At 41.2% G+C, this 26,714-nt stretch carries 20 protein-coding genes and 1 pseudogene; 7 read left to right on the plus strand and 14 right to left on the minus strand.

All coding sequences use genetic code 11. The features are described from left to right. Positions 1–42: 42 nt before the first annotated feature. Together OQX61_RS10750 and OQX61_RS10755 are read right to left on the minus strand one after the other, a co-directional pair. Positions 43–1,362 carry a HAMP domain-containing sensor histidine kinase gene (locus OQX61_RS10750; RefSeq protein WP_265841670.1) on the minus strand — a complete coding sequence of 440 codons (1,320 nt, stop codon included), beginning with the start codon at positions 1,360–1,362 and terminating at the stop codon, positions 43–45. Between the two features lie 12 nt (positions 1,363–1,374). After that, positions 1,375–2,058, minus strand: a complete 684-nt coding sequence (locus OQX61_RS10755) for a response regulator transcription factor (RefSeq protein WP_265841671.1) — start codon at positions 2,056–2,058, stop codon at positions 1,375–1,377. A gap of 342 nt (positions 2,059–2,400) precedes the next feature. Here OQX61_RS10755 and OQX61_RS10760 point away from each other — a divergent pair, with 342 nt between their 5' ends. The 3 genes from OQX61_RS10760 to OQX61_RS10770 are packed head-to-tail and all read left to right on the plus strand — an operon-like array spanning position 2,401 to position 8,069. After that, positions 2,401–3,750, plus strand: coding sequence for a TolC family protein (locus OQX61_RS10760; RefSeq protein ID WP_265841672.1), 1,350 nt, complete (start codon positions 2,401–2,403; stop codon positions 3,748–3,750). Positions 3,751–3,758: 8 nt separating this feature from the next. Beyond that, positions 3,759–4,874, plus strand: a complete 1,116-nt coding sequence (locus OQX61_RS10765; protein WP_265841673.1) for an efflux RND transporter periplasmic adaptor subunit — start codon at positions 3,759–3,761, stop codon at positions 4,872–4,874. A gap of 15 nt (positions 4,875–4,889) precedes the next feature. Next, positions 4,890–8,069, plus strand: a complete 3,180-nt coding sequence (locus tag OQX61_RS10770; RefSeq protein ID WP_265841674.1) for a multidrug efflux RND transporter permease subunit — start codon at positions 4,890–4,892, stop codon at positions 8,067–8,069. A 134-nt stretch (positions 8,070–8,203) separates the two neighbouring features. On the opposite strand, the gene OQX61_RS10775 is transcribed toward OQX61_RS10770, so the two are convergent. The 5 genes from OQX61_RS10775 to cmk form a co-directional block, all read right to left on the minus strand. Then, complete coding sequence (locus OQX61_RS10775) at positions 8,204–9,610, minus strand: efflux transporter outer membrane subunit (RefSeq protein WP_265841675.1); 1,407 nt, start codon at positions 9,608–9,610, stop codon at positions 8,204–8,206. Between the two features lie 21 nt (positions 9,611–9,631). Further along, positions 9,632–12,808 (minus strand): efflux RND transporter permease subunit, encoded by a 3,177-nt coding sequence (locus tag OQX61_RS10780; RefSeq protein WP_265841676.1) that lies wholly within the window; start codon positions 12,806–12,808, stop codon positions 9,632–9,634. Positions 12,809–12,817: 9 nt separating this feature from the next. Next, positions 12,818–13,984 (minus strand): efflux RND transporter periplasmic adaptor subunit, encoded by a 1,167-nt coding sequence (locus OQX61_RS10785; RefSeq protein ID WP_265841677.1) that lies wholly within the window; start codon positions 13,982–13,984, stop codon positions 12,818–12,820. Positions 13,985–14,040: 56 nt separating this feature from the next. Further along, on the minus strand, positions 14,041–14,628 hold the full coding sequence (locus tag OQX61_RS10790) for a TetR/AcrR family transcriptional regulator (protein WP_265841678.1): 588 nt from the start codon (positions 14,626–14,628) through the stop codon (positions 14,041–14,043). A gap of 241 nt (positions 14,629–14,869) precedes the next feature. Then, on the minus strand, positions 14,870–15,550 hold the full coding sequence (gene cmk / locus OQX61_RS10795) for a (d)CMP kinase (RefSeq protein ID WP_265841679.1): 681 nt from the start codon (positions 15,548–15,550) through the stop codon (positions 14,870–14,872). 123 nt (positions 15,551–15,673) lie between these two features. Here cmk and OQX61_RS10800 point away from each other — a divergent pair. After that, positions 15,674–16,042: pseudogene (locus OQX61_RS10800) on the plus strand (peptide chain release factor-like protein); the annotation flags it as partial. A 14-nt stretch (positions 16,043–16,056) separates the two neighbouring features. Here the strand turns inward: OQX61_RS10800 and OQX61_RS10805 are convergent. The 3 genes from OQX61_RS10805 to lon form a co-directional block, all read right to left on the minus strand. Next, positions 16,057–17,019 (minus strand): lipid A deacylase LpxR family protein, encoded by a 963-nt coding sequence (locus tag OQX61_RS10805; RefSeq protein WP_265841680.1) that lies wholly within the window; start codon positions 17,017–17,019, stop codon positions 16,057–16,059. Positions 17,020–17,081: 62 nt separating this feature from the next. Next, positions 17,082–17,603, minus strand: a complete 522-nt coding sequence (locus tag OQX61_RS10810) for a hypothetical protein (protein ID WP_265841681.1) — start codon at positions 17,601–17,603, stop codon at positions 17,082–17,084. A 39-nt stretch (positions 17,604–17,642) separates the two neighbouring features. Next, a complete protein-coding gene (gene lon, locus OQX61_RS10815; RefSeq protein ID WP_265841682.1) occupies positions 17,643–20,114 on the minus strand; it encodes an endopeptidase La in 2,472 nt (823 codons plus the stop codon). A 376-nt stretch (positions 20,115–20,490) separates the two neighbouring features. On the opposite strand from lon, the gene OQX61_RS10820 reads away from it, so the two are divergent. Continuing rightward, positions 20,491–21,117: a tetratricopeptide repeat protein gene (locus OQX61_RS10820; RefSeq protein WP_265841683.1), complete on the plus strand. Its 627-nt coding sequence runs from the start codon at positions 20,491–20,493 to the stop codon at positions 21,115–21,117. Between the two features lie 64 nt (positions 21,118–21,181). On the opposite strand, the gene OQX61_RS10825 is transcribed toward OQX61_RS10820, so the two are convergent. From OQX61_RS10825 to gpmI, 4 genes are all read right to left on the minus strand, one after another. Next, positions 21,182–21,577 carry a response regulator gene (locus tag OQX61_RS10825; RefSeq protein WP_265841685.1) on the minus strand — a complete coding sequence of 132 codons (396 nt, stop codon included), beginning with the start codon at positions 21,575–21,577 and terminating at the stop codon, positions 21,182–21,184. An 83-nt stretch (positions 21,578–21,660) separates the two neighbouring features. Continuing rightward, positions 21,661–22,893 (minus strand): PAS domain S-box protein, encoded by a 1,233-nt coding sequence (locus tag OQX61_RS10830; protein WP_322973568.1) that lies wholly within the window; start codon positions 22,891–22,893, stop codon positions 21,661–21,663. A 314-nt stretch (positions 22,894–23,207) separates the two neighbouring features. Further along, on the minus strand, positions 23,208–23,738 hold the full coding sequence (locus tag OQX61_RS10835; RefSeq protein WP_265841687.1) for a hypothetical protein: 531 nt from the start codon (positions 23,736–23,738) through the stop codon (positions 23,208–23,210). Beyond that, positions 23,738–25,258 carry a 2,3-bisphosphoglycerate-independent phosphoglycerate mutase gene (gene gpmI, locus OQX61_RS10840; RefSeq protein WP_265841688.1) on the minus strand — a complete coding sequence of 507 codons (1,521 nt, stop codon included), beginning with the start codon at positions 25,256–25,258 and terminating at the stop codon, positions 23,738–23,740. Before gpmI ends, OQX61_RS10835 begins: the two co-directional genes overlap by 1 nt. Positions 25,259–25,432: 174 nt before the next feature. Between gpmI and OQX61_RS10845 the strand changes: the two genes are divergently transcribed. Next, positions 25,433–25,825: a DUF4783 domain-containing protein gene (locus OQX61_RS10845; RefSeq protein WP_265841689.1), complete on the plus strand. Its 393-nt coding sequence runs from the start codon at positions 25,433–25,435 to the stop codon at positions 25,823–25,825. A gap of 36 nt (positions 25,826–25,861) precedes the next feature. Then, on the plus strand, positions 25,862–26,704 hold the full coding sequence (gene nadC, locus OQX61_RS10850; RefSeq protein ID WP_265841690.1) for a carboxylating nicotinate-nucleotide diphosphorylase: 843 nt from the start codon (positions 25,862–25,864) through the stop codon (positions 26,702–26,704). Positions 26,705–26,714: the final 10 nt, after the last annotated feature.

The following is a 26,714-nucleotide window of genomic DNA, read 5'->3' on the forward strand; positions in this document are numbered from 1 at the left end:
CTGATCAAACATGAAGATTTTATGAAGATTGATGCAGCACTATTATTTTTTTTGAAAAACAATGGTTACGCTGGTTCCCTTACCGGTTTCAGAGTCAATTTCGAGTTCTAGCTCATGGAAAGCAGCAATACTTTTTACAATGGAAAGCCCTAACCCATAACTGTCTTCCTTCTCCGACTGGAATTTTTCAAAGCGCTGAAAGGCATGAGAAACCTGATTTACTTCCATTCCCTGACCGGTATCTGCGATAACCAGCGCATAGTTGTCGCCAATAAAAGTATCATAAATCGTGACACTCCCGGAAGGAAGGTTGTATTTAATGGCATTATTTACAATATTCATTAACAAGGTATGGAACAAGGAGCGATTTCCTTTGAAAACATAGGACTGCGATAACTTGATGGTAAATGTGAGATCCATCATGGCCAGCCGGTGTTCCATTTCTTCATAAACTTCGGAAATCATTTCTTTCAGCACAATCGTATCAGGTTTTTTATATTGATTGTTTTCCACTTTGGAAATGAGCAACAGGCTATTGATAATGGACTTCAGGCGGTTCAGTGTTTTTAAACAGGCGAAAATTTTATTTTCTCCTTCCACACTTAACTTTTCATCATTCAAGAGGTTTTCCAGTCTGGTGTTTAAGATAGAAATCGGGGTGAGGAGTTCATGAGAAACATTGGCGATGAATTCTTTCTCGGTCAGGAAAAGATCGGTGATCTTATTCATCAGTGTGCTGATACTTTGGTCTAATATCCGGAAATCTTCCGTTGTAGTCTTTACCGGTTCATAATTGAAACTAATCGGATCATTTACCTTGTTGAGTTTCTGGTCAATGATCTGGTAAAACGGAGCTAGTAAGAATTTACTGAAAGCAAGGTCGCTGACCAGGGTAAGTACCACAGCGGCGAGCAGGATAAAAAAGGTGAAGACAGAAATGGTATGTTCCAGTTGGCCTACGGTGTTCATGGTTTCTCCTAGTTCCAGCAGGTATGTTTTTCCCTGGTAATTGAACTCGGCGCTCAGAATCTGGTATTCCTCCTGACTGCCTTCAATTTCCCGTGTCTCCTGACTAAAATGCTGTTTTAACTTCTGCTGGTGGTTGCTTTTTACCTCTTTTAGAATGATGTATTCCTCTTTTAGTAAGTTGTAATCGGTAAATGTTTTTTGTTGGGTCAGCAGGTCATTGATCGCCGTACTGGAGAGATTGGTAACCAGCTTGTTTTTCTTCTGGATCAGTCGCTGGTGCATGTGGTTCACTGAAATCCTGTTGATCGAGACCAGGATTAAAATTCCCATCAGGGTGATGATCGCCACCTTTGTAAGCGTATTGTATAACGCAAGTTTGAGTTGCAGCTTCATCTTTATGGGGCTTTATAGGGTCGAGTTGATCCGGTAACCAATACTCCTGACCGTTTCAAACCAGTCAATAGGCGCATGGACGGAAAGCTTTTTCCTTAAATTTTTAACGTGGACGTCTACAAAGTTCGAGTCGGAATTGATTTCAAGAATGTCACCCCATACATGCTCCGTCAGATTGATTCTCGAAATTACTCTGTTCTTATTCAATACCAGATAGTTGAAGATCTCAAATTCTTTCCCCGTCAGGCTGATCTTTTGTCCTTCGAAACTCAATTTATGATTTTTGATGTCCAGAATAAAGTGATGGATATTTACCTCATTCATTTCCAGTTTGTGTTTTCTTCTGATGATGGCATGCATTCTGGCCAGCAGCTCCGTCAGGGAAAAAGGTTTAGGCAGGTAGTCATCTGCTCCGGATTCCAGTCCTTTAACGCGGTCTTCCACATCGCCCCTGGCGGTTAGAATAATCACTGCATCTTCCCGGTCTTTTAACTGTTTAAACTGATGTAGCAATTCAAAACCATCGCCGTCAGGAAGGCCAAGATCCAGCAGAATGAAATCGTAGGTGTTCACAAATATTTTTTCTGCTGCGGAGGATTTCTTCCAGGCATGTTCTATCGTATAACCTTCTTTGCCCAGAAAGGTTGCGATTTCCAGCGCCAGGTTTTTTTCATCTTCTACAATCAGAATATTCATATGGCCAATATTACATAAAAAAACAATGATTATCAGGCATTAGATTTTCGAAAAAAATGGTTGAATTCAGGTAAATAAGGTCTTTTCTAAATTTCTATAATCCTGAAACAATATTGATACATAGGTTGTTGTCAAATCATAAGCGTCAAAAAAATCAGCATTGTATGATAAAGACTTCGATAATATCCATTAAGAATCTTCTTTCATCTGGTTAATCAACAATATCAAATAAACAATGAATATCAGTAAGAGGGAAGGGTAAGCAAAGTGATCGGGTATTCATTTTTATAGAAAGGAATAACAAACTATGATGATTTTATAAATACTTCATTTCCTTACCTTATGAAACTACAAAAATCGATCTTAACGTTTCTCCTGATCCTACCGGTTATCTGGTGTTCAGTTGCTTTTGGACAAACGGAACGGAACACTAAAGAACTGAAAAATGCTACGCTTCCTGACCTGATCGGCTATGCGCTCCTCAATCAACCGGGGGTGCAACAATCACTGATTGATGAAGAAATCGGAGAACGTGATATCAAATCGGCACTTTCAGGCTGGTTTCCTCAAATCAACGGTACGGCCACTTATAACAATAACCTCAAACAGCAAGTGAGTGTGCTCACCATGAACGGGGAGAGCCAGCAACTGGTACTTGGTACGAGACATACCTCCGCATTTACCTTACAGGCGGATCAGAAGTTTCTGGATGCCGGGTTAATTCAGGCTTCTAAAGCCTCGAAATATTACAGACAACAATATCAGCAAAACACAGAAAACACCAGGATTAATACAGTTGTCAGCGTAAGCAAGGCCTATTTTGATGTGCTCACCAGTATAGAGCAGTTAAAGATCATTAATGAAAATATCGCGCGATTAGAGAAACAACTCAAAGATGCGAAAGCACAGTATGAGAATGGCCTGGTCGACAAAACCGATTATCAGCGGGCGCAGATCAGTCTGAGCAATTCCAAAGCGGATAAAAAGCGGGCAGAGGAGTCGATCAAATACAAATACGCCTACCTTAAAGAACTGATCGGTTATGGCGGGGACAGAGATTTTAGCCTGAACTTTGATCAGGTAAAGATGGAAAATGAAATCCTGATTGATACGAATCAAAGAGAAACTTATGAGAATAGAATTGAGTATCGCTTACTGCAAACTCAAAGGGAATTGCAGCATTTAAATACCAATTATAATAAATGGTCTTTCCTACCCAACATCACCGGATTCATCAATTATAACTTCAATTACCTCAATAACAATTTCGGCGATCTCTACAATAAAAATTACCCGAGTTCTCTATTTGGCTTAAAATTGAACCTGCCAATTTTTCAGGGAACCAAGAGAATTCAGGAGCTTAAAAAATCACAATTGCAGGAGCAGCGGATAGACCTCGACCTGGTTAATGTTAAAAACCAGATTAAGAGTCAGTATGTGCAGGCGATGGCCACTTATAAAGCCAATCTGAACGACTGGAAAACAGCAGGCGCTAACGTGGAGATTTCCCGACAGGTTTATCAAACCATCAAATTGCAATATGACGAAGGTATAAAGGCTTATCTGGATCTGATGACTTCAGAAACAGACCTGCGTACCGCGCAACTCAATTATTTAAACTCTTTGTACAGTCTTCTTGCTTCCAGACTAGATGTACAACAAGCATTAGGCACAATTACCGTAAACCAATAAGCACTCAAATGAAGACGATTAATCACTTAAAACCAGGCATTGTTATTTTGGGGTCCATTTTTTTAGCGTCCTGCGGTAATGGAGATAAAGCTGCGCAACAGCAGGGAGGGCCGCCTCCGGCTACACCAGTATCAGTTTATAAGGTAGCTTCGGAGCCAGTCACCACAGTGGATACTTATCCCGGAATCGTAGTAGCCCTGGATGAGGTGGAAATCCGCGCACAGGTAGGGGGTTTTATTACTGCTATTTATGTGCGCGACGGACAAAAGGTAAAGAAGGGGCAGAAACTCTACGAAATTGACCGTACAAAATATCTGGCCGCTTACAATTCTGCGAAAGCAAATGTACAGGTCGCACAGGCCAATCGTGATAAGGCTAAAAAGGATGCGGAGCGCTATAAAAATCTGGCGGCTCAGGATGCGATTGCAAAGCAACGTGTGGATTACGCTTTAACGGATCTCGCCAATGCAGAATCGCAGGTAGCTGCGGCAAGAGCAACGCTTTCTGCGGCAAATAACGACCTTCAAAATGCAGTGATTGTATCTCCTTTAACCGGAACCATCGGAATCTCACAGGTGAAACCCGGGGCCCTGGTAGCACCCTCTTCTACGCTTTTAAATACGGTTTCTACCGGTAACCCGATTGCAGTAGACATCACCGTAAATCAGGGAGATATTCCGCATTTTCTCAAAATGAAGAACAACCCTCAGGCAGTAAAAGACTCTCTTTTTACCCTACAGCTGCAAGATGGCAGTCTGTATAAACGCCAGGGTAAGATTATTACGATAGACCGCGCCGTAGATCCTGCAACAGGAACGATAAGGGTTAGGATCGGTTATCCCAATGAGGATGGAAGGCTGATTGCGGGGATGACGGTAAATATGAAAGTATTGAATAAGTCTACAGAAAACGAATTGGTGATTCCGTATAAAGCGGTGATAGAGCAATTGGGGGCCTTTAATGTATATGTGGTAGCCGATAGTAATAAAGCGGAGCAACGTATCATCCAGCTGGGTAAACAATTTGATAAAAGTGTAGTGGTAAAAGATGGGTTGAAGGCTGGTGAACTGATCGTTTCCGAAGGTGCACAAAATGTAAGGCCAGGTGCCGTGGTAAAATTTTAAAAGAATTTCAAGCTTATGATCTCAGAAGTATTTATCAGGCGCCCGGTCACGGCCATCGTCATCTCCATCTTAATTGTACTGATTGGAACTATTGTCATCACTACTTTACCCATCAGTCAGTATCCAAGTATTGCGCCGCCAACGGTTACTGTTTCTGCAGCCTATACCGGGGCTGATGCGCAAACTGTGGAGCAAACAGTGACCACTCCCATAGAAAGTCAGATCAATGGTACCCCCGGGATGAAATATTTGTCTTCCAACAGTACCTCTGATGGTCGTTCTTCTATCACCGTCACTTTTGAGGTAGGTACAAATATTGATATCGCGGCATTAGATGTGCAAAATAGGGTAGGTATCGCAGAACCTTCCTTACCCGAAGCCGTTACCCGTTTGGGGGTGACCACTAAAAAAGCGAACAATGATATTTTGATGGTGGTCGGTTTGTACTCCCCGAATGGAACCTATGATGATAAATTTATCTCCAATTATGTCAATCTGTATGTAAAAGATGCATTATTGCGTGTTCAGGGGGTAGGAGATGTGCAGGCTTTTGGTCAGCCATTTAGTATGAGGATTTGGTTGGATGCCAATAAACTGGCTAATTATGGCCTTACACCTGCAAATGTTTCGGCAGCGGTGCAGGAGCAAAATACCAGAATTCCCGGAGGAAGTGTAGGTGCCCCGCCACAACATAATGCGCAAACATTCGAATTTTCAGTGATCCTGGATGGCGACCTGAATACGGTAGACCAGTTTAAAAATATTGTAATTAAAACCGGGCCGGATGGTTCTGTTGTTTTTCTGAAAGATGTAGCAAGAGTAGAATTAGGTGCGTTTAGCTATTCTATCAACTCTAAAGTGAATGGAAAAGTCGCTTCTTTGATGGTGATTAACCAAACCCCCGGAGGCAATGCCGTACAAACTGCTGATGGCATTCAACAGGCCCTGGAGGAACTCAAGAAATCATTCCCTAAAGATCTGGATTATACGGTTCCTTATGAAACGGTTACTGTGGTGAAAATGTCGATTGACGGGGTGGTGGATACTTTAATTGAAGCCCTCGTGTTGGTTACCCTGGTGGTGTTTTTCTTCCTCCAAAGCTGGAGGGCCACGCTTATACCTGTGTTGGCGATCCCGGTTTCTATCATTGGTACTTTTATCTTTTTCACCTTCTTCGGTTTCTCCATCAACGTATTGACGATGTTTGGCTTTGTACTTGCCATTGGTATTGTAGTGGATGATGCAATTGTGGTAGTAGAGGCTGTGCAGCATTATATGGATCACGATGGCTTATCGGCTCCTGATGCCACAAGAAGAGCAATGAACGACATTACGGCACCGGTAATTGCCATCGCCCTGATTTTGGCCGCGGTATTTATTCCGGTAGGATTTATTCCGGGAATGGTTGGACAGCTCTACCAGCAATTTGCCATCACCATTGCCGTTTCGGTATTGATTTCTGCTTTTATTGCACTTTCTCTTACTCCTGCATTGTGTTCTATCCTGTTAAAACCAATGAATTTAACGAAGGACTCGAAAGGCTTAAATAAGTTCTTCTTTAAATTTAATAAATGGTTTGCCGGAGTGACCCATAACTATTCTATGGGGGTTAAAAAAGCATTAAAGGCGATTCCACTGGTGATGATTATCCTGGTCTGTATTTATATTGGAACGGGTGGTTTATTTATGAAAAAGCCAACTGGTTTTATTCCTAATGAAGATGCAGGAATCTTTTTAGTCGGTGCGACTCTACCTGAGGGTTCCTCTTCGGTACGTACAGACGCATTTATAAAAAGGATCACAGACAGTGTACGTAAAAATAACCCTGAAGTAGACAATATCACCTCCATCAGTGGGATCAACATCCTGAACAGGTCTTTTAAATCTAATGCAGGTACTTTCTTTGTGCAGCTTAAGAACTGGGGCGACCGTAAAAAGGACGTGAACACCATTATGGCAGGATTGACCAAAGCCTTTGCCGGTGATAAGGACGGGAGTATTCTGGTGGTTGCGCCACCAGCAATTCCGGGCTTAGGAATCAGTGGTGGTTTTAGCTTGCAGATTCAGGAGAAACAAAGTGGAGACATTAAAGAGTTCGAAGCCAATGTGGGTAAATTCCTCGCTGCAGCAAATCAGCGACCGGAGATTGGCATGGCTTATACCTTGTTCAATTCAAGAACACCAAACTACAAGGTACATGTGGATCGGGATCTGGCCAAAAAGATGGGGGTTTCCATTGGGGCCGTTTACAGTACCATTTCGACTTATCTGGGTAGTAGCTATATCAATGATTTTACCAAATATGGAAGGAACTTCCGCGTGGTGAGTCAGGCAGATACCAATTACAGGGCAAATATTGAAAACCTAAAGCACCTTAGGGTGATGAATGCACAGGGTGTTTCCGTTCCGTTAAGTTCCCTGGTTTCTTATAAGGTGATCGAAAATGCATCCATCATCAATCACTACAACCTTTTCCGGTCTATAGAGATTGGCGGGGCTGCAAAACCTGGCAGTAGTTCCGGTGATGCCCTGAAAGCGCTACAGGAGGTAGCCGCTCAAACTTTACCTGCCAATTATGCTTATGATTTCTCCGGCTTGAGTCTGGAAGAAACGGAAGCAGGAAACAGTACGACGATGATCTTCTCCCTGATCATTGTTTTTGTGTTCCTGTTACTGGCAGCCTTATATGAAAGCTGGTCTGTTCCCTTTTCGATTTTGCTTTCAGTACCATTAGGTTTATTTGGGGCGATTCTGGCTTTAAGCTTCCTGCCAAAACTGGATAATAACATTTATGCCCAGGTGGGATTGATTACGCTCATCGGTTTATCCGCCAAGAATGCGATTCTGATTGTAGAGTTTGCGAAGGAAAGGGTGGACTGGGGGATGGAGTTGATTGCAGCAACAATTGAGGCGGTCCGGTTAAGGCTCCGACCAATTATTATGACTTCGCTGGCCTTTATCCTTGGGGTAATTCCTTTGATTATATCTTCAGGTGCAGGTGCGGTTTCCCGTCAGACTATTGGCTGGACGGTAGCTGCAGGGATGTTGTCGGCCACTCTATTAGCACTGTTTATTGTGCCCGTATTGTTTGTATTGATCACTAAACTGGCTTATGGTAAGAAGAAACTGGCCGAATTACAAGCCAGCTATAAACCGGAAGATCATAAGAATACCCTGCATGCAGAGGACGATTAAACCCTTAAGAACTTATCGCTTTAGAGCTGCGAATAAGGATTTTCCTAATCAATAAAAAAAAATGCCCCCATATTTTTGGGGGCATTTTAATTGAGCTGACCTTATTCTTTAATAAGAACAGGCTTTAGGGCTGATTATTTCCAACCACCACCTAATGCTCTGTATAGGTTTACTACAGATTGTAGTTTTTGCAATCTGTCATTTACACCACTCAATTGCGCAGCAAGTAAGCTTTGCTCTGAAGTCAGTACGTCTGTATAGTTTGTTGCAGAACTGAATCTCAACAATTCCTGTGTATAATCTACTGATTTTTGTAAAGCAGCAATCTGTTTTGCACGTGCATCTTCTTTCTCAACCGCAGTCTGGTAAGTGTATAAAGCATCCGATACCTCCTGACCTGCTACCAGTAATGTTTTCTGGAAGCTGTTTACTGCTTGCTCCTGAACGGATTTTGCAGTGGCTAGTCTGGCTTTGTTTAAGCCTTTGTTGAAGATTGGTTGTGTTAATCCGCCTAACAAATTGTAAAATACTGATTTGTCGAAGAAGTTTTTAAGGTCCAGACTTGACAATCCACCTGTCGCCGTAATGGTGAAGGAAGGATAGAAATAAGTACGGGCCAGATTCGTGTTTTCGAATGCGCTTCTGAAAGCAAATTCAGCACTTTGTACATCTGGTCTGTTTTCCAGCAATTGCGTAGGAACACCGATTTTTAAGTCGTTGGTCGGATTCTGATTCAGTAGTTTACCACGGTTAATTGGTCCCGGAGCTCTCGCCAAAAGGATGTTTAACGCATTTTCAGTCTCTCTGATCGTTCTTTTTAAATCAGGAATCGTTACTTCTGTCGCATATCTGCTGGCTTCACTTTGTACAACTGCTGCACCATTTACTACTGCACCTTCTTTTAAATGCTTCATCGTTTCTACACCAGCAATCCTGCTTTTTAAAGTCTGTTGGGTAATTTCCAACTGACTGTCTAAAGCAAGGAGTGTATAGTAGCCATTGGCAATATCAGCAATCAGCTGCGTTTGAATCGCTCTTTTTGCAGCATCGGTCTGGAAGTAAGCGGCTAAGGCTGCTCTTTTGGTACTGCTTAGTTTACCCCAGATATCGGCTTCCCAGCTGGTGCTCAATTGCGCTTTGAAAGAATTCGTCAGCGTATTGATATTGATCCCCGGAGGAAAGTTTAATCCAGCTTGCGACTGCTTATTCCTTGATGCATTCACATCAGCGGTTAGCGTGGGGAAAAATGCAGCTTTACTTTGTTGTAAGGTTGCTTTCGACTGTACAATATTCTGAACCGCATTTTTCAGGTCCAGATTTTGATCCAGGCCTTCCTGGATCAATCCCGACAATTGAGGATCAGCAAAAACACTTTGCCATGGCGTATTCGCCATGGTTGTGCTGTCTGTTGACGTTTGCTCACGAAAGAGTCCCGTCGTTTTTAACTCCGGACTTTCGTAAGGCTTAGTTACCCGGCAGGAAGCAAAAACGGTAGCCGCCAGTGCAAGGGTGAACATTTGTTTTTTATAGGATAAAATCATCGTTTCTCTTTAATAAATGAATTAATGCTGCGGTGCTTTCTTAGCTTTAGTCGGATCAATGGCGTCTTCGTCATCATCGTCGTAAGTCTTTAAATGTAATGGACCGCTGATTTTTTCCTGTAAGGTCTGGAAGATGATAAACAATACCGGAATCACAAATACCCCTAAGATCGTTCCGATAAGCATACCACCTACAGCACCTGTACCAATAGATTTATTACCTACTGCACCTGCACCGGTAGAGAACATCAATGGAACCAGTCCAAAGATGAAGGCAAAAGAAGTCATTAAAATAGGTCTGAAACGTGCTACCGCTCCTTGAATGGCCGATTGTACGATATCCAGTCCCTGACGTCTTCTTTCCAGCGCAAACTCTACAATCAAAATACCGTTCTTGGCCAGTAAGCCAATCAGCATGATGAGGGAGATTTGCAGGTAAATACTACTGTTTAATTTAAAGATGATCGAGAATAAGTAAGCTCCTGCCAAACCAAATGGGATGGATAGAATTACTGCAAATGGAAGGATATAACTTTCATATTGCGCACTCAACAGGAAGTAAACGAATACCAGACATAAGATAAAGATAAACACGGTCTGACTACCAGAAGCTAATTCTTCACGGGTAAGACCAGAGAAATCATAACCATAACCTGCAGGCAATGATTCTGCGGCAACTTCCTGGATCGCTTTAATCGCATCACCAGAACTGTAACCCGCATTTGGCGCACCTGTAACCGCAATAGAGCTGAAAAGGTTGAACCTCGAAATTGACTCCGGACCGTATACTCTGGTCATGTTGATGAATTCCGTGATTGGCGCCATTTCTCCTTTGCTGTTTCTAACAAATACTTTGTTTAATCCTTCCGGATTTTTACGGTAATTGGCATCTGCCTGAATCATTACACGGTATTGCTTACCAAACTGGTTAAAGTTGGAAGCATACAAACCACCGTAATAACCTTGTAAGGTGTTCAATACAGAGTTCACCGTAATTCCTGCTTCTTTACATTTTTCCAGATTCACATCCAGCATATATTGCGGGAAATTCGGGTTAAATGAAGTAGTCGCATATTGAATTTCCGGACGTTTAGCCAGGCTGGCCAGGAAATCAGAGTTTACCTTGAACAGTTCCTGAACGGTATGTCCGCCTTTATCCTGTACCTGGAACTCAAATCCACCACTCTGTCCAAATCCCTGGATCGTAGGAGGGGAGATGAAGAAAATACTCGCATCTCTGATACCTGCTGTTTTTTTGAAAAGTTCACCTATAATCTCCTCAATACCACGGTCGCGATCGCTCCAGGTTTTCAGTTTCAGAATTACCATACTGTAAGCACTACCCTGACCAGCAGTAAAGTTTTGCCCCACAATACGTAAGGTGTTTTTTACTTCCGGAATGGTGTGTGCCAGACTATCTACCTGCTTCGCGATGATCGTGGAGCGTTCCAGAGATGCCGATGGCGGTAAGCTGATATTGGCAAAAATAGTTCCCTGATCTTCCGAAGGAACGAAAGCTGAAGGTGTAGTTTTCATCATGAAAACCAAGGCTCCACTGAACAATACAATAGAAGCCAGTACAATCCATTTTTTTACAGAAAGGAACTGGATAGATTTTTTGTATTTGCTGGTGATATTGTCAAATGATACGTTGAAAGCCGTATAGAAACGTTGTACAAAGCTTTGATGCTTATGGTCGTCCGTATGTGGTTTCAATAATAAAGCACAAAGGGCCGGACTTAAAGTCAGGGCATTTACTGCAGATAAGATAATCGATATGGCCAGTGTAATACCGAATTGCTTGTAGAATACCCCTGTAGAACCTGTAATAAAGGTTACCGGAATAAATACCGCTGCCATAACCAGGGTAATCGAAATGATCGCTCCTGAAATTTCACTCATCGCATCGATGGTTGCTTTTCGGGCTGATTTATAACCATGATCTAATTTGGCATGGACGGCCTCCACCACTACAATCGCATCATCCACCACAATACCGATGGCGAGGACGAGTGCAAATAAGGTTAGTAAGTTGATCGTAAAACCAAATAAGTTTAAGAAGAAGAAGGTACCCACAATCGCTACCGGTACTGCTATCGCAGGAATTAAGGTAGAACGGAAATCCTGTAAGAAGATAAATACAACGATAAATACCAGGATAAAGGCTTCAATAAGGGTATGTATTACCTTCTCAATGGAAGCATCAAGGTTTTCATTCACATCCACCAGGTAAACATAGTTTACGCCTTTAGGGAAGTCTTTAGCCGCTTGATCAATGATCTTTTTAGATTCAATGATTACGTCTCTTGCATTGGAACCCGGAGTCTGACTAATCGCCATACCTACCGAAGGTTTACCGTTAGTGGTAATGTTAGAGGCATAACTTAAAGAACCCAGTTCTACTCTGGCCACATCCTTTAGTCGCAACAACTGGCCATTGCCTGCTGATTTAACTACGATGTTTTCAAATTCAGTCGCTTTAGTTAACCTTCCTTTGTATTTGATAACATATTGAAAAGCTTCGTCGCCGTTCTCTCCAAATTTACCTGGTGCCGCTTCAATATTCTGTTCCGCTAATGCAGCTGAAATATCTGAAGGAATCAGACTATACTGTGCCATTACATCTGGCTTCAACCAGATACGCATCGAGTAATCTTTAGATCCGAAAATCGTTGCATTACCTACACCAGTTACCCTTTGAATGGCGGGAACAAGGTTGATCTTTGCATAATTCTGTAGGAAAGTCTGGTCGTATGCCGGATTATCACTGTAAAGTGAGAAAATCAACAAATTACTACTCTGACTCTTGGTTACTGTAACCCCCGCTTGTGTTACCTCCTGAGGTAATAAACTGGTGGCTCTGGATACCCTGTTCTGCACGTTTACGGCAGCTAAATCGGGATCTGTTCCTACTTTAAAGAAAATGTTAATACTTGCAGAACCATCATTGGTTGCAGTAGAGGTCATGTAAGTCATGTTCTCTACCCCGTTGATTTGCTCTTCAAGTGGAATGATTACGCTTTTAAGTACCACATCGGCATTCGCACCCGTATATGACGCAGAAACCTGCACGGTAGGAGGGGCAATGTCGGGGTATTGTGAAATGGGCAACGCGAGCAGCCCTAATAGTCCCAGGATCACAATGATCACAGAGATCACTGTAGAGAGCACCGGGCGCTGTATGAATATCTTAAACATATATGGATCTTATTTTAAATCTGCGTAAACAACTGCATCGCTTACCGGGGAAACTTTAATCTGAGTGTCGTCTTTTAAAGTGGCAACACCTTCTAATACAATTTTATCACCTGCTTTCAGGCCTTCTTCCACCACAAAGTAAGTACCTGCAGTATTTTTCATTACGGTGATGGCAGTGCTTTTCGTTTTACCATCCTTATCTACTACAACTGCAAAACGTTTGTCCTGTAATTCAAAAGTTGCACTCTGAGGAACCAGAATAGCATCTTTAATCGCATCAGGAATCCTTACTGTAGCACTGCTACCGCTGCGGATCATACCTTTAGGATTAGGGAAACTTGCACGTACGTTGGCAGAACCAGTAGTGGTGTTGATTTGTCCGGTGATGGTTTGAATACGTCCTTTATGGTCGTACAAAGTACCATCAGATAAGATTAAAGAAACTTCAGGAAGTTTAGCCAGCTTTTGAGCAAGCGTCATACCACTGCCGTCTTTAAAGAAGTGAAGCAACAGTTTTTCATTAAATGCAAAATAAGCATATACGTTTCCTGTACTTGATACAGTAGTCAGGGGCTCGGTATTGGTCCCGCTCACCAAACTTCCCAAACGGAAAGGAATCGCACCTACTACACCGTCAACCGGACTGGTTACGGTAGTATAACCTAAATTGGTTCTTGCATTAGATAAGGCTGCTTTTGCCTGAGCCAGTGCGGCTAATTTTGCCTGGTAAGTATATTGTGCAGATTCTAACTCGTATTTAGATACGATGTCTTTTTCTACTAGTGGTTTTACTTTGTTTACCGCCATATTTGCAGCACTAACGTCAGCTTCTGCAGCTTTGATGCTCGCTGTAGCCGTACGTACTTCCTGCTCAAATTGTGGGGCATTGATTTTGAACAATGGCTGCCCTTTTCTAACTACGGAACCTTCATCTACAAAAATCTTCTCTACATACCCATCTACTCTTGGTCTGATTTCTATATTTTGCTGGCCCTGGATACTTGCAGGGTAATCTGTGTTTAATGTTGCACTACGTGGCTGCAACTCCAGAACTTTGTATTCTTTGACCTGTGCAGGGCCCGCCCCGGGGCCACCTTGCTTTGATCCGCTATTTCCGCATGAACTGATAATCATTAGTGCCGGAAGCAATAATAGTGATTGAATTGTGTATCTCATTTTTATGGGTATTGTTCTTTTTTGTGTTTTTAAATGGAAAAAATATATGTTGATTCTTAAGGGAAAATGGTTTCGTAGATCAGTTGTTTACGATCCTCCATCAAAGTCGCGTACTCTTCATCATTCATGCCAAATAACACCTTGTGAAGTGGGGCAGTAAGGAATGGATGTGCCATTAAGGAAAATAAATTAAGCATAAATTGCCTTGGGTCCATTTTCTTTAGCGTGCCTTTGTCCATTTCTTCCTGGACTTCCTCCATAAAAAGCATTACCTTTTTATGTCTGGCCTTCTTGGTATGGATATCTACATGCCTGTTCATTTCTGTAATGATGAACAATTGACGGTAGGGGTATTGGGCCGTTTCTTTGATGAATACCGAGATCAGGTTCCTGATCTTTTCTTTGAAAGGCATTTTGGATTCAAATACTTCATCCAGCGTGCAGACAAAGCCTTCCTGTGCTTCTATGAATACCTGATCAAACAGGATATCCCGGGAGCGGAAATAGTAATTTACGAGTGTACGGTTCACTCCGGCAGCATCGGCAATTTCCTGCGTGGTGGCATGTAATTTACCCTCCGCAAAAAACAGGTGCTTGGCCGTATCTTTTATTAATTGTTCCGTACCAGTGTCGCGAGTTGACATATACTTTTAAGTTTGACAAATTTGTTAAACAAAAGTATTAATCTTCCTTTTGAGTTAAAACATGGAATTGTAATGTTTGAGTTAAGGAGGGCTTTGTAACTGATTATTGACAAAAAAAAGGGCTAAAAGCCCTTCTGTATATGGTGATAATTACCTTTGCCGGTTACAATAATTAGGTTATTCTGGTCATTTTTACTGATTCCTGAAATTGGTTTGCCGGACTCCTATAAAAGAATTTGTCTTAATGTGGGAAATGAAGTCTTACCTGTTCCAGTGCAAAATCGAGCTGTTCCTGTTCGGTGATGTCGGTATTGTCAAGGATCACGGCATCTTCTGCACGGGTCAGCGGACTTTCTACACGGGTAGTATCTGCATAATCCCTGTGTGCAAGGTTTTCAAATACGTCTTCTAAGCTGGTAGAAGTATCACCTTTGCTTTGCATTTCTTTGAAACGGCGTTCTGCTCTGACCTTAGGATCGGCAGTCATGAAGAACTTTACCTGGGCATCAGGGAAAACAGTAGTGCCAATATCACGGCCGTCCATCACAATGTTTTTGGATTTGCCCATGCGTTGCTGCTGTTTCACCATGTCCTTACGGACAAATTTATTTGCCGATACTGCACTTACCGCTTCTGAAACCGGCATCTGCCTGATTTCTTCCGATACTTCTTCGCCATTTAACGTAATGTGCGATTGGTAATCTCTGGAATGAAAGTTTAGTTCTATATGTTGTAAGGCGTCTTTTACCGCTTCAGTGTCATTAATATCGACATGATTGCGGATAAAATAAAGCGTTACCGCACGGTACATCGCTCCGCTATCAATATAAATGAAACCTAGCTTCTTTGCCAATGCTTTCGCTAATGTACTTTTTCCACAGGATGAGTAGCCATCAATAGCTACAACCAGATTTTTCCTCATATAGGGCAAAGTTAGTATTTTAGGGAATTGTTAGCCCAATTTTTTTAAAATGGCTGATTTTCTTTAGCTACTTTTACCGGTATGTTACCCCATAAAGAAGATATCCTTAAAGTAGTCACCTTTAAAACCTCACGAAGCGGAGGTAAAGGAGGACAAAATGTAAACAAGGTTTCCAGTAAAGTCGAACTGATTCTCCACATTCCTTCCGCAGTTTTTTTTACGGAAGAAGAGCAAGCGCTCTTAATGGAAAGATTAGCCAATCGCCTGGATCAGGAAGGAAACCTGCACATCGTTTCACAGGAAGATAGAAGTCAGCTGATGAATAAAGAAAGAACTATTCTGAAACTGATCGCCCTGTTGAAATCTGCGCTGTACATTCAAAAGAAAAGAAAGCCTACCAAGACACCAAAATCGGTGATCAGGAAAAGGCTACAGGACAAACAGAGCGTTTCCACAAAGAAAATCTTGCGGAAACGTCCTGCCCTGGACTAAATAACTCTTCAGGGTTAGTTGAAACGGTAAAACATGCTGATACTGCCATATTGATGCGCTCTGGCTGTACTTTTTACCTCTTTGGTCTTGAAAATCATCCCGAAATCAAAGGTAAACCGCTGACTGCTGTAATTGAATCCTAACTGCTGTGCAAAAACAACAGGTTTAACCCCAAAAGTAACCGGACTGTTGTTGTTAAACATACTGCCTTGTATCGTGGCATCATAAGCCACAAAATTAAGCTGCGGTTTTGCATAAAAGAACAACTCCGATTTTACTAAATTCTTTGTTTTTGGTTGGTTCCCGATAACCGAATTGGTTGCCGCAGAATTGAACAGCTGGTTAATACGGCCTGCACGGAATAAAATTCCCGCCCCTGCACCACTAAAAGTAGTTCCAACATTGGCATAGCCCTCAAAAGAGAAATCAGCAGCCTGATCTTTAAAACGGTGTAGCAACCTGGTATATTGAGCAGAGAGATTCACCTGCATTTCTTCTTTAATCTGATAATCCCAGCCTCCCAGCTCATAGAAACCAACAGTGTTATGCAATAAGTCCTGACCTTTCTCCGCCAGGGACGACGGACCGGTTACCCCAACCTGTACGCTGGTTTTTATAATGCTTTCATTTTTATAGAACCAGTTCAGGCCGCCTTCTGCGTATAGGTAGCCCGCAAATGGACGGTCTTGTTTTGCCGGATCCGGTGCGGAACCAGAATAGGGGTTGTATATTTTCTGACCTGCCGAAATCTCAAAAATTTTCTTTTCCAGCTTTTCCGGAAGCTCAGTTTGATTTAAAGCATGGCGGAAATTAATAAACAAGCCATTGGTATAATAGCGGTCAGAGCCTTGCATGAGGTAAGAATCATTGTCGCTCTTAAAACCAAATTCATTTTTGAAGCTCTGTGCCGAAACCGGATTGATGGCTAAAAAGTAGATCAGGGATAGTGGGAGCACTGCTTTACAGATTGCTTTCATTATTATTTTTCTAAAAAAAAACTCCGGCGAATTTGCCGGAGTTGAATATCGTATTTTTTATCCTAAAAAGTATAACCAAGACTTAGACCACCGTAATAAGGCAGGAAGAAGTCTCTGCTGAAAACCGGACTTAAACCGATTCTGAAAGAGAAACCGCTATCTTCCGGTTGTACCCGGTAGAAAAAGCTCATAGTACCGATTACATTGCTTTCGTTTTTATTGAAAAGTACTTCCGAATTCCCACTTGTAGAGATATAAGTAGCACCCAATCCAAGTTCAAAGTACTTGCCGTTTTTTCCAAGCAGGTAGTTTAAAGATAAAGGAACCGTAGTTACCTTATCGCCATCTACAGAGAAGTAACCAATACCCGCGCGGCCTCCCAGACCATCTCTTTTATTGAAGAATCTGGAGTCATAGTTCGCTGTAAAAGTTAAACCCTGACCGCCCAGTTCAATAAATATGTTTTGTGCTCTCGAAACCGCAGGAGCAGTGCTGCTACTGGTATTACTGCTTTCCTGTGCGAAAAGCTGAGGGATACTGATTGCGGATAAAAGTAGTGTAATTGCTAATGTTATTTTTTTCATTATGGTTTGTCTGGTGGCGCAATATTAAGCAAAAACAGCCTAGTTTCCAATTGGCTTAATTTTAACACTCAGATCCTGCGCATCTTTTACCTTTTCTTTCATTAACGCCAGCTCAATTACTTCTTTCATCTCCGATACATAATGGAAATTCAGGTCTTTAATATAGCTTTCCTTGATTTCTAAAATGTCCTTTCTATTTGATTTACACAGGATGATGTCTTTGATATTGGCACGTTTCGCAGCAAGGATTTTTTCCTTGATTCCGCCAACAGGCAATACTTTTCCACGTAGCGTGATCTCACCGGTCATGGCCAGGTTCGATTTTACTTTACGTTGTGTAAATGCAGAGGTTAAGGCCGTCAGCATGGTAATACCTGCAGATGGACCATCTTTTGGTGTCGCACCAGCCGGTACGTGTACATGAATATCCCATTGATCGAATAAGGCATAATCAATTCCAAAAATAGCAGCATGTGAACGTAAGTAAGCTAATGCAATCACTGCTGATTCTTTCATCACCTCACCCAGGTTACCGGTTAAGGTTAATTTTCCTTTACCAGGGCTTAAACTCGCCTCAATAAATAAAATATCTCCACCAACCTGAGTCCATGCTAAACCAGTTACAACTCCGGCAACTTCATTACCTTCATAAAGATCCTTATCGTAGATAGGGGCACCTAAAATGCGCTCCACATCTTCTAAAGAAAGGTTTGGCTCATACGTTTCTTCCATCGCGATTTTAGTCGCCACACCACGTACCAATGAACCTATCTTTTTCTCCAGTCCACGAACACCAGATTCTCTCGTATAATCTTCAATTACTTTTTCAATCAGATTATTCTTAAGCGCAATGTCTTTGGTTTTGATCCCATGTTGCTCTTTTTGCTTAGGCAACAAGTATTTTTTCGCAATTTCAATCTTTTCTTCAATGGTATAACCATTTACTTCAATGATCTCCATACGATCCAGTAAAGCAGGCTGAATACTGCTCAATGAATTCGCAGTAGCGATAAATAACACATTGGAAAGATCATAATCGGCTTCTACGTAATGGTCGTTGAATGCTGAGTTTTGCTCAGGATCCAATACTTCCAGTAATGCTGAAGAAGGATCGCCTCTAAAATCAGAACCTACTTTATCAATCTCATCCAATACAAATACAGGATTTGCAGCACCGGCTTTCTTAATCGACTGAATAATTCTGCCTGGCATTGCACCGATATAAGTCTTTCTATGGCCACGGATTTCAGCTTCATCTCTGATGCCTCCCAAGGCCATACGCACATATTTGCGGTTCAATGCTTTCGCAATTGATTTTCCTAAGGAAGTTTTTCCTACTCCCGGAGGGCCTACCAAACAAATGATCGGGGCTTTCATGTCGCGTTTAAGCTTCAATACCGCCAGATACTCTATAATACGTTGTTTTACCTTTTCTAAGCCAAAGTGATCTTTGTCCAGTACACGCTGTGCACGTTTAAGGTCAAAGTTATCTTTGGTGAAATCATTCCATGGCAGGTCTAACAAGAGCTCCAGGTAATTGATCTGTATAGAATAATCAGGTGCTGCGGGATTCATTCTTCCCAGTTTATCCAGCTCCTTATTAAAATGTTCTTTTATTGGCTGATCCCATTTTTTCTTCTTTGCACGTAGCTGTAAAGCCTCGTATTCAAGGTCAGATGAAGAGCCACCCAGTTCTTCCTGTATGGTCTTTAATTGTTGATTCAGAAAATAATCCCTTTGCTGTTTGTCCAGGTCGGTGCGTACTTTAGATTGAATCTGGTTTTTCAACTCCAACATCTGAAGTTCCAGTGTCAATAGCTCCATCACCATCATTGCACGCTCACGCAGGTTGCCCATTTCCAGCATTTTCTGTTTATCAGAGACATCTGCGTTCATATTTGAAGAGATGAAATTGATTAGAAAAGAAGTACTTTCAATGTTTTTTAAAGCAATACCGGCTTCACTTGGAATGTTCGGCGACAATTGAATGATCTGCGAAGACATCTCTTTAATAGAGGCCACCATCGCTTTGAATTCCTTATCACTTTTGTGCTTCGATTCCTCGAACTTGCTGATGGTTACTTTAATATAAGGCTCGGATTGAACTTCTTCAATCAGGCGGAAACGTTGTTTACCCTGAATGATCACCGTAGTATTTCCGTCCGGCATTTGCAGCATCTTGATGATCTGCGCAACCGTTCCTACACTGTTAAGTTGTTCAAAAGTAGGATCCTCTATAGAAACATCCCGCTGGGAAACAACCCCAATGATTCGGTTACCTTTGTAAGCTTCTTTAATAAGCTTGATAGATTTGTCCCTGCCTACAGTAATTGGAATGACAACCCCGGGGAAAAGTACGGTGTTCCTTAAAGGAAGGATAGCCAGTATTTCCGGGGTTTCTTCATTGTTCATCTCGTCTTCGTCTTGTTGGGACATCAACGGGAAAAACTCTGTATCTTCATTTATAATGGGTAGTGCGTTGCTAAAATCAAAATGATCTTGTTTACTCATTTATTAAGTCTTTCTAAAATAAAAACGACAATCTGACAGTATGCCGTCTACGAAATTATTAATTATATTGTATTATCTATATTTTCAACTCCTGTGCCAAAAGAATGTTACTTCCTTTTCCCTGTTAAAAAGTCAGGAATAACGTAGGGTTAGAGAAAACAAGATGCGTAATTGTCTGACCTTTTTTGAAAAAAAATCAGAATAATTCTTCGGCTCATCATATTTTCATTTATTTAGCGTTTAAGAGAGATATTTGTAACTGGTATGATAGTTGCCTTCAAATACCTTTAAATTCCCCGGGCCTAAAAATTGTATCAATTTAATTAGGGGGAGGGAATCAAATCTAAATATATTTAATATTTTTAAATAAAACTTAATGAACTATTTCAAGCAAACCATCTTATTATTATTTGTCTTTTCTGCTCAGGTCGGTCTCGCACAAAACAGCGGCTACGATAAATTAGGTATGCAAGCCATGATGAAGGGGGATTATAAGGGTGCCGTTGGACAATTAGAGAAAGCGGATACTAAGAGTCCGAACAATGCGAATGTATTGAAAATGCTGGGATATTCTTACTTTCAATGTGGAGACTTCGAAAACTCAATCGCTACTTATAGCCGTTTGATTGTGGTGAAGCCTTCAGATTATTCTGCCTATTATTATAGAGGTAAAGCCAGATTGAACATTGCAAATGATCCAAAAGAGTCCTTGAGTCAAATGAGAGACAACTTTTATCTGTCCTCAATTAAAGATTTTACTAAAGCAATTGAGATAAACGGGGAAGAAGATATACAGTTGTTGCAAAATAGAGCATTGGCTTATAAAGATTACGCCATCTACAAATCTTATAAGATGAAGAAAGGTCCGGAAAAAGCAGCGGTAATCGCTTTATTCAACAACTCTATCGCGGATTTTCAAAAAGTATTGGTGGTGCAGCCCTTACGTAAAGACATTATCGGTTTAGTCGATTATGTTAAAGCACAGGTTGCCAGCATCAAATAAGAAAAGAATTTCACTTTAAAAGGACTTCTGCCTGCTATTGTAACCGCAATAGCAGGCATTTTTTTTATACGGTTTCCCCGTCAAATATTTCTACAAATTTGGAACGGCTCAATGGCTTAGTGAGGAAGTCTGTAACCACGGGGATGCTTTGAGAACGCTCCAGCTCTGATGGTGAGATTGATGAAGAAACGATGTAAATCTCAATTTTCTTACTCATCTTCGGCTCCAGTAATAAATACTCATCCAGGAATCCCCAGCCATCCAATACGGGCATATTCAAATCCAGAAAGATTACATCTGGCAATAAATCCGGCTGATCTGCACTCAACTCCAAATCTAATAAAGCTTTTTTTCCATCTTCAAAGACGGTTAGGTCGGTACTTAGATTGGCAACCTGCAACGTCTTTCTAGTTAAAAAAACGAAAATAGTGTCGTCATCTATCAGATAAAATTTTTTCATTGGATTATATTTATTGGTTGGTTATCATTCTGTTTAATTATACAATGCGATTCCGGTGATTTTTATCAGACTGCTGTTGCCATTCATTCTGGTGGCAAAGGCTGCTGGCCTTCCGCCTGGTTTACAATAGAGGCTATAGACTCATTCAATTGCGCTGTAGAGTCTTTTAACATATAAAGTAAATCCATATGGTCGCCATGTGGCTGTTGCAGCATCATTTCCGTTAAGCTCATGATATTCGTTAATGGGGCCCTCACTTTATGGCTCTGAATCCAGGCAATATCCTTTAAGTCCTGATTTTGCTTTTCGATCATCCGCACATAATTCATTCTTTTCGAGACATCTGTAGCTAATACCAGGCGTGCATCTATCCCCTCTATGTTCACAATTGTGGTGTCTATCTCTACCGGAAACAGCTTCCCGCTTTTATCCATATGGGTCAGGATTCCTGAATATTCCCTGGTTTTAATGGTACTAAAGATGTCCATCAGCTTGCTGATTTCAGAGGTAGGTCTGATCTTCGTGATGTTCATCGACATAAATTCTTCCTGGGAATATCCGTATTTCTTTACTGCGGCATCATTCACCTTCAGGAAATTGCCGGTAGTTAACTCGAAAATATACATGGGTACCGGATTGGCATCAAAAATATTCCGGTAATAGCGTTCCGAGGCATCCAGCTTTTTTACCAGCACCGCTTCTTTAACTCTGGTTTTTTCAAAGCCATTGAGTATGGTACTGATCATAAATACACTCACAAAGCTGACAAAAATGAAGTTCCAGGAATAGGCAATCCATAAAGGAAGGTTATAGGTATCGGATAATGCATTGGGGAAAGGTTTAAACTCGATGATGAGACCAATCAAAGCACAAATGAGGATATTGACGACTAAAGGAATGAAAGTGGCTTTTGTTGGAAAGATCATTGCCGTAAAAAAGGTGATGATCAGTAAGTACAGCGCACCAGGGCCATCAGAACCTACAAACAGCAGGTACATTGTCGCGATCAGGTATAGGAAAGCAACCACAAGGACCATCCTGTAATCCAGCTTAATTTTTCTATTTACTACAAAGCCCATAAGAGAAATGATAACAACCACCATAAATACCGGAAAGAATACTTTTCCATTGACGAGCTCATTTACCAAAAACAAAAGGACACTGATTATGCCTAATGGAAAGCAATACATAATCGTATCTCTAAATAAATTCAGCCTCCAGGGACTGATCCTGAAAAGCGTGAAATTATAATCAGCGGGAATAACATATAAAAATGTTTTCCTGTATTTGTTCAAGTATGACTGTATTGTTGCCATTTTTCAAGGGATCAAAGTCTTAACTGAATTTATACCGCTGATATGAATACATGAAATGAGGAATTTATTTCCCGAAATCTGACAATGCAGTTATCAGGTTGTATATAAACCATTTAGATGTAAGCCATAAAAGAGACGCTCTTGCTTGTATCAGACGTTTTGCTCGATAAACGCCTGATGTTTACAAGGAGAATAAGCCTATTATCATGCCAGGCCTTTTCAGGTTCCGGTATAGGAAATCCCGCTCCGGAAAGATTCCGAAGAGGGATTTTTGATCATTAAATTGTTAAGATTTGTGGAAATTCGGGATTTCCCTATTTGAATTTTCCGGTGATCCGGTAATTCTTTTCAGCAAGCAACCTGATCTGCTGGTCCTTTTTGACGTCATATAAACTATCCGGGAAATAGCTGAGCGTATCTGAAGAAGTGTACAAGGTATTTGAATTGCGGATCAGCACCTGAAGACCGTAAACCCGGCCCTTTCTTTTGATCACTTTTAGTTCTTTCACCGGAACTTTTTCATTGTTGGAAGTGTATAACTCCAGGGTATCCGTTTTCTTAACCTGGAACAGCCCTTTCCATGCCGATTTGTTAAGGTCGGCATCAGAGAAAATGCTCAATTCTTTTGGCCAGTCCTGAATCACCAGATCTTTGCTTTCCGTGGAATCATTGACAACCACTGTTTTATGAATCATCGGTTTCCCACGACTTAACCTGGTCGCTTCTCCGGCAAAATATCCTTTAAGATCGAAATAAGGATGTGCCTCCTTTTGTTGGGTAACGGCAGGGTCTCCACAGCCAAAACACAACAAAAGAAAAGCACATAATAACAAATTGTTTCTCATTATACCAGGCAATTACCGGTCATGATCGCTGGTTTCTCAATACCCATGATCTTTAAGATCGTAGGGGCGATGTCGCCAAGTTTTCCATCAGCGATGGTTTTATAATCATTGTCAATTAAAATGCAGGGAACAAGGTTGGTGGTATGGGCTGTATTAACCGATCCATCTGCATTACGCATGTATTCTGAATTTCCGTGATCCGCAAGAATGATGAAAGAGTAACCGTTCTCGATTCCTTTTTTTACCACGATCTCTGCACAGCTATCCGCAGTTTCTACGGCTTTAATTACAGCTTCAAAAACACCGGTATGACCTACCATATCCGGATTGGCAAAATTCAGACAAACAAAATCAGGCCAGCCGGATTCCAGCTCTTTACTGATGGCTTCTGTAATTCCTGCCGCACTCATTTCTGGTTGCAAGTCATAAGTAGCCACCTTTGGAGATGGAATAAGTATTCTCTTTTCGTTTTCAAACTCTAACTCTCTGCCACCAGAGAAGAAGAAAGTAACGTGAGGGTATTTTTCCGTCTCCGCAATACGGATCTGGTTCTTGTGGTTTTTCTCTAATACTTCTCCTAAAGTTTCTGTAAGATCGTCTTTGGTGAAAACTACCTTTACGTTTTCGAAATTTTCATCATAAGTTGTCATCGTCACATAGTACAATGGCAATTTGTGCATATCGAAATCAGGATAATCATTCTGGGTCAATGCCGCAGTAATTTCTCTACCTCTGTCTGTTCTGTAATTGAAACAGATCACGACGTCACCAGGTTGTATCGTTGCTACCGGATTGCCATCAGGCTGAGTAACTACAATTGGTTTGGTAAACTCATCCGTGATGCCTTCGCTATAAGATTGCTCAATAGCCATTACCGGATTGCTGGTAGGTTGTCCAACACCTTTAGTCATCAGGTCATAGGCAAGTTTTACCCTTTCCCAACGTGAATCTCTATCCATTGCATAATAACGGCCAATTAAACTGGCAATTTTACCTGTAGAACTTTCCAGGTGATGCTCAAGGTCTTTAATAAAGTTCAGTCCGGAATTTGGATCAGTATCTCTACCGTCTAAGAAAGCGTGTACAAAGACATCGCTCAATCCTTGTTCGCCGGCTGCATCGCATAAAGCTTTAAGGTGATTGATATGGGCGTGTACCCCTCCATCAGAAACCAATCCGATGAAATGAACCGCCTTATTATTTTGTTTAGCATGGTTAAAGGCATCCAGCAACACCGGGTTTTGGTGAAGCGTTCTGTCTTCTATTGCCTTATTAATCCTGCCTAGTTCCTGATAAACCACTCTGCCTGCACCTAAATTCATGTGTCCAACTTCCGAGTTTCCCATTTGTCCGGCCGGTAATCCTACCGCTACACCCGAAGCTTCCAACCTGGAATTAGGATAATTTTTTAATAAAGAGTCAAAGAAAGGAGTGTTGGCTGCATAAGCGGCATCGGAACTATCCTGGTTCCCGTAGCCCCAGCCGTCAAGAATAAGTAGAACTAATTTTTTATTATTCATCTTGAATTACTTTTAATATATGTCGTACGATTGTGTATCAATCTAACAAATATAAGCGTATTGTGTGTTTTTTTTGAGCCTAATTGTAATTCAACTGTAGTATCTTTGTTTTCGTTGCTACGGTCAATAATGGCATAATTTATGTAACATTGACTCGTTAGCTATATAGAGAATATGAAGCCCTTACTTTTTTTTACGATTCTATTTACCTCTTTTTCCTCTGCTATTGCTATTCAAAGCGATATTATTGACAATCTTTCCGGTTATTTTAAAGCAGGAAATGCTAAAGAAGTGGCTGTAAATTTTTCGTCCTCTCTGGAGCTTATCATCATCGATGAAGAAGATGTCTACTCAAAAGCACAGGCAGAACAGATCTTAAGGAATTTCTTTACCAAATATCCTCCTTTAAAATCATCGGTTATACATACCATTAATGCCAATCCGAACTTTAGATTTGGCATCCTTTTGCTACAGACTAAGAATGGGAAATTCCGCGTTTCCATCACCATGAAAAAATCTAATAATGCTTTTTTTATTACGGAATTGAGAATAGAGCCGGATAAATAATAGTAAAAATGCTATTTTTGGGTTTAATTTTAAGTTTTGGATAAGCAAATCATAGATCAATTCATAAAAAACGCTGTTGCCGAAGATTTAGGCGATGGAGATCATACTTCACTTTCTACCATTCCTGCCAATGCACAAGGCAAAGCAAAATTGCTCATTAAAGAGGATGGAATTATTGCCGGAGTAGAACTTGCAGTAGCGATTTTCAACTATATAGACGATAAATTAGTAGTCACAGTGAACATTACAGACGGTACAGCAGTGAAATATGGAGATATTGCACTGACGGTTTCAGGGAGTGTCCATGCTATTTTGCTGGCCGAGCGACTGGTTTTAAACTGTATGCAAAGGATGAGTGGTATCGCCACAAAAACCAATCATATCGTTGGCCTGCTGGCTGGATATTCTACAAAGCTGTTAGATACCCGCAAAACCACACCTGGATTAAGGTATCTGGAGAAATGGGCGGTTGTAATTGGTGGTGGAGTTAATCACCGTATCGGTTTATACGATATGATCCTGATTAAGGACAACCATGTAGATTATGCCGGTGGAATCGCTAATGCGATCAAAGCTGCCAATCAATATTTAGCGGATCAGCAAAAAGATTTGCAGATAGAGATAGAAGTGAGAAACCTTTCTGAGTTAAATGATGTTTTAACAAACAGAGGTGTAGACAGAATTATGTTAGATAACTTTAGTTTTGCGGATTTAAGAGAAGCGGTAAAGATAATTGATGGTAGATTTGTGACAGAGGCCTCTGGTGGAATAACCGAAGAAAATGTAGCCGAATACGCGGCTTGTGGGGTAGATTTTATATCTATGGGCGCTTTAACCCACTCTGTTAAAAGTTTAGACATGAGTTTGAAAGCATGTTAAACAACCTAAT

It is taken from the genome of Pedobacter sp. PLR (genome assembly GCF_026239675.1).
Classification (GTDB): Bacteria; Bacteroidota; Bacteroidia; order Sphingobacteriales; family Sphingobacteriaceae; genus Pedobacter.